4 protein-coding genes are annotated in these 5,287 nt (G+C 54.8%); 3 read left to right on the forward strand and 1 reads right to left on the reverse strand.

Translation table 11 applies throughout. From position 1 onward, the window contains the following. Positions 1-225 precede the first annotated feature (225 nt). From rluD to clpB, 3 genes are all read left to right on the forward strand, one after another. The gene (rluD, locus tag ACTH5D_RS17180) at positions 226-1,185 is read left to right on the forward strand and encodes a 23S rRNA pseudouridine(1911/1915/1917) synthase RluD (protein WP_441673371.1); all 960 of its coding nucleotides are present in this window, start codon (positions 226-228) and stop codon (positions 1,183-1,185) included. Then, positions 1,182-1,952, forward strand: coding sequence for a peptidoglycan editing factor PgeF (pgeF, locus tag ACTH5D_RS17185; RefSeq protein ID WP_441673373.1), 771 nt, complete (start codon positions 1,182-1,184; stop codon positions 1,950-1,952). Before rluD ends, pgeF begins: the two co-directional genes overlap by 4 nt. Positions 1,953-2,117: 165 nt before the next feature. After that, the gene (gene clpB, locus ACTH5D_RS17190) at positions 2,118-4,757 is read left to right on the forward strand and encodes an ATP-dependent chaperone ClpB (RefSeq protein WP_441673375.1); all 2,640 of its coding nucleotides are present in this window, start codon (positions 2,118-2,120) and stop codon (positions 4,755-4,757) included. Between the two features lie 247 nt (positions 4,758-5,004). On the opposite strand, the gene ACTH5D_RS17195 is transcribed toward clpB, so the two are convergent. After that, positions 5,005-5,287 (reverse strand): hypothetical protein (locus ACTH5D_RS17195; protein WP_441673377.1); only part of this gene is annotated, 283 nt, incomplete at its 5' end.

Consider the following 5,287-nt stretch of genomic DNA (forward strand, 5'->3'; position numbering starts at 1 on the left):
CTGAAAAAACGCGCATCATCATCCTCGTTGCAAACAAGCCTCAATCACCAAAAAAGCGGCGATGGCCGTGATAGTATAGGTCGCAGTCCACCCACTATAAAACACCTCGGCCTAAAACGCAGGCCTAGCGACGTTTCGCCGGGTGTCGTTGTTGGAAAATAGTGCCATGCTTTAGCTAAATTTTTGCGTCTGGCTAGGGTTTTTGCGTTTTTAAAGAGGTTTTTCATGTCTCGAATAGTTGAAGACACGCAGCGTGTGCCAGCCTCTTTAGCCGGTGCGCGTTTAGACCAAGCGGCGGCGGAGTTGTTCAGCGATTATTCCCGCGAGCGCTTAAAAGCGTGGATTAATAGCGGGGAACTAACGGTAGATGGCGCTCAGCTCAAGCCGAAAGCCAAGCTGCATGGCTATGAAGTGCTGGCGCTGCAGGCGACCATTGAAGAAGATACGCGCTTTGAAGCGCAGAATATTCCCCTGGATATCGTCTATGAAGACGACACTATGATGGTGATTAATAAAGCCGCTGGCATGGTGGTACACCCTGCCGCGGGTAATCCTGACGGCACGCTGCTCAATGCGCTGCTGTATCATCATCCGGCCATTGCTCAAGTGCCCCGTGCAGGCATCGTCCACCGCCTGGACAAAGACACCACGGGATTGATGATGGTGGCCAAGACGCTGCCTGCGCAAACGGCGCTGGTTGAGCAGATGCAGGCGCGCAGCGTGTCACGTCAGTACGATGCGGTGGTGATTGGTAAGCCGGTTTCAGGCAGCACCATTGATGCGCCGATTGGTCGTCATCCGAAAGATCGCAAGCGTCAGGCGGTGACGACGGCGGGCAAGCCCGCCATCACGCACTTTCGTGTGGTTGAGCGGTTTCGTGCCCACACGCACGTTCGCTGCAAGTTAGAAACGGGGCGCACTCACCAAATCCGTGTTCACATGGCACACTCCCGGTACCCCTTGGTGGGAGACCCCATGTACGGCGGTCGCGCCAAGTTGCCGCCTGGGGCCGCTGAACCTTTGAAGGAGATTCTGCGCGAGTTTCCCCGTCAGGCTTTACATGCGCGCAAATTAATTTTTAAGCATCCGGCAAGTGGCGAAACCTTAACGTTTCAGGTGGATCTTCCCGATGATTTGTTAATGCTGCTGGACTATCTGCGTGAAGATAACGAGACCATGAGATGAGCGATGCCATTGATTTACGGCCCACGCTGCTAATCCCAGACTGGCCCGCGCCGGCCAACGTGCGGGCTTTTGTCACCACGCGTGAGGCCGGGCCTAGTCAAGGTGACTTTGCCGCTTTTAATCCTGCCGCTCACGTTGGCGACAACCCCGACCACGTGTTGCTGTGTCGCCGGCTGTTGCAAAAAGAGATAGGCGATGAGCGGCCGCTGCTATGGCTCAATCAAACCCATGGCGCGCGCGTTCAACAGGGTTATCAACCGGAATTGCCGGGCGTTGAAGCGCCCGATGCAGACGCGGCGCTCGCGACTACCAATGAGTACGCCTGTGTCGTATTGACAGCTGACTGCCTGCCGGTGATGTTTTGTAATCGTGCCGGTACTCAGGTAGCCGTTGCTCACGCAGGATGGCGCGGTTTAGCCGGGGGCGTTTTAGAAGCAACCATTGCGGCCATGAATACCGACCCTGATGATATTTTGGTGTGGCTAGGCCCTGCTATTTCTAATGCCCAGTTTGAAGTGGGGCCTGAGGTTTACGGCGCTTTTGTCGCAGTTCATCCTGATACGGCGGAAGCCTTTGATCACAGCCCTTATCGGCTGGGCCATTACATGGCCGACCTGTATCGGCTGGCGCGCTTTCGGTTAGAGGCATTGGGCATTACCCACATCAGCGGCGGTCATTTCTGTACCGCCTGCGAGTCACGCTTTTACTCTTATCGTCGCGATGGCGGCAAAACCGGGCGTATGGCCAGTGTGATTTGGATCGACTAGCGTTGATTGAAGGCTCAATAAGTCAGCGGTTTGTTAGCCTAACTCTTGAAAAGCGCAGAAATGACGCCATTTAACTTGTCAAGCTAAAAATTATTAGCACGTCTAACGACACGTTAAAGGGCTGCGCGGTGCGTCCAAGCGCACGGCTACCCCAGGAGGAATTCCATGCGTTTTGATAAATTTACCGCCAAGCTCCAAAGCGCGATTGCCCAGGCGCAGTCGCTTGCCGTTGGCCGCGGCCATAATCAACTAGACCCTGCGCATTTGCTGCTTGCCCTGCTCGATACCAAAGACACTGGTATTAAAGCGCTGATTGAGAAAGCCGAAGGCAATAGCGCGCGTCTGCGCGATGGTTTAGTGCAGCAGCTGGATAATTTGCCGAAGGTGGGGCAGTTTGACGGCGAAGTGCAGCCATCGCGCGATTTCATCAAGCTTTTCAACTTAACGGATCGCGAAGCGCAAAAGCGCGGCGACCAGTTTATTGCCAGCGAGCTTGTGCTGCTTGCGGCGCTAGAAATGAATTCGCCACTCACTAAGCTGCTCAAAGACGTCGGTATTAATCGTAAAGCCCTTGAGACGGCGATTAACAGCCTGCGTGGCGGCGCTACGGTCGATGATCCGAACGCGGAAGACCAGCGAGAGGCGCTCAATAAGTACACGATGGACCTCACTCAGCGGGCGTTGGATGGCAAGCTCGACCCTGTCATTGGTCGTGACGATGAAATTCGCCGCACTATCCAAGTATTGCAACGGCGTACTAAAAACAATCCTGTGCTCATCGGCGAGCCGGGCGTGGGCAAAACCGCCATTGTCGAAGGGTTGGCGCAGCGTATCGTCAACGGTGAAGTGCCTGAAGGCTTAAAAGATAAACGCGTGCTGTCGCTGGATATGGGCTCTCTGTTAGCCGGAGCCAAATTCCGCGGTGAATTCGAAGAGCGTCTGAAGTCCGTACTTAAAGAGCTTTCTCAGGAAGAAGGGCGGGTCATTCTGTTTATCGATGAGCTCCACACCATGGTCGGCGCTGGCAAAGCAGAGGGCGCGATGGATGCGGGCAATATGCTTAAGCCCGCACTGGCGCGTGGCGAGTTGCACTGCGTCGGCGCGACCACGCTTGATGAGTACCGTAAGTACATTGAAAAAGATGCCGCATTGGAGCGTCGCTTCCAGAAAGTATTGGTTGATGAGCCTTCGGAAGAAGATACCGTGGCGATTTTGCGTGGCCTAAAGGAGCGCTACGAAGTTCACCACGGCGTGGATATTACCGACTCCGCGATCATTGCGGCGGCCAAGCTATCGACACGCTATATCACCGATCGTCAACTGCCCGATAAAGCTATCGACTTGATCGACGAGGCCGCCTCGCGTATCCGCATGGAGCTGGACTCCAAGCCAGAAGCAATGGATCGTCTTGACCGGCGCCTGATTCAGCTCAAAATGGAGCGTGAGGCGCTGAAGAAAGAGACCGATGACGCGTCTAAAAAGCGCCTCGAAGCCCTCAATAATCAGATTCATGAGTTAGAGCGCGAGTACGCTGATCTGGATGAAATCTGGAAGGCGGAAAAGGCTAGTATTCAAGGTGCCGCCCAGTTCAAGGCTGAGCTTGAGCAAGTGCGCCTTGATCTTGAGCAGGCGCGTCGCCAGGGCGACCTTGGCCGTATGTCGGAAATTCAGTACGGCAAAATTCCTACACTTGAGAAAAAAATTGCTGAAAGCAGTGAGGGCGAAGCCGATACCTCAAGTCATCAGCTGTTGCGCTCTAATGTCACCGAAGAAGAGATCGCGGAAGTCGTGTCGCGCTGGACGGGTATTCCTGTCTCGAAAATGCTCGAAGGTGAGCGCGATAAGCTGCTACGCATGGAAGACGCGCTGCATGAGCGGGTCATTGGTCAGGACGAAGCCGTAGAGGCCGTGGCTAATGCCGTGCGTCGCTCTAGAGCCGGGCTTTCGGACCCTAATCGACCCAACGGTTCGTTTTTATTCCTCGGTCCCACCGGGGTGGGTAAAACCGAGCTGTGTAAGTCGCTCGCGAACTTCTTGTTCGATACCGAAGACGCGATGGTGCGTATCGATATGTCGGAGTTTATGGAGAAACACTCCGTGGCTCGTTTAATCGGCGCGCCTCCGGGCTATGTGGGCTATGAAGAAGGCGGCTACTTAACCGAAGCCGTGCGTCGTAAGCCTTATTCTGTGCTGTTGCTAGATGAGGTGGAAAAAGCGCATCCCGATGTCTTTAATATTTTGCTGCAGGTGCTGGAAGATGGTCGCTTAACCGATGGTCAGGGCCGCACCGTGGACTTTCGCAATACCGTGATCGTCATGACGTCCAATATGGGTTCGGATATTATTCAGCGCATGGGCGGTGATACTGGCGCCGATACAGAAAGTACTGATAAAGATAGTACTGATAAAGATAGTGCTGATAAAAATAGTAGCTATGAGCTGATGAAGAACATGGTGATGGAGGTGGTGGGTAATCACTTCCGGCCAGAGCTGATTAACCGTATCGACGAAGTGGTCGTGTTTCATGCGCTGGGGCAAGAGCAGATTCAGGCCATTGCCGGTATTCAGTTGGAGCGCTTGAAGCTGCGCCTTGCTGAACATGAGTTGAAGCTTGAGGTCAGTGACGATGCTATGGCTCAGCTAGCGGTGGTGGGTTTTGACCCTGTGTATGGTGCGCGACCGCTTAAGCGGGCAATTCAGCGGCGTATTGAAAATCCGCTGGCGCAGGATCTGCTGGCCGGGAAGTTCGCGCCGGGCGATACCATTCATATCACGGCAAAAGACGGCAAGCTGGTGTTTGTCTAACGATAAATGCTGCTGCTTGCGCGCAATTGAGTAAGCAAAAAGCCCCTTCAGCATTGCTGGCGGGGCTTTTTTAATGGCTTGGGGCGATGTTTGTTGCGTTTGACCTGATCGGAGGTTGACACGCTGAGGGTGCTAATGGAATCTTATCGGTTCCTGATTTGCGGGCGCGGACTTAACGGGCAACCCCTCATCCCCGCGCGATGGGTAGGCAAAAGCCTTTACCCGCCGAAGGACTTCCGGGTTCGAGCTAACCGCTCGGCCTGGCCAACGCCCCAACGCGGCAAACCGCCGTGCAAGGGAAACGCTGATTTATATTGCCATTAAGCAGCGTTTCCGATGAGAGTGCAGGCCCTAACCGGGCCACATGCCAGGGTTTGGCATCAGGTGCCGGCATTGGCCGGCAGCGGCATACCGCCGCACTCGACACCGTGCCCATGTGGGTACGGCTCGCACTCGAGACCTCCAGGGGAGAAACACAGTGGAACTGCTTTCCGGCGCAGATATGATCGCCCGCTTCTTGCAAGATGAGG

The sequence above is a fragment of the Halomonas sp. genome, assembly GCF_052095695.1.
GTDB lineage: Bacteria > Pseudomonadota > Gammaproteobacteria > Pseudomonadales > Halomonadaceae > Vreelandella.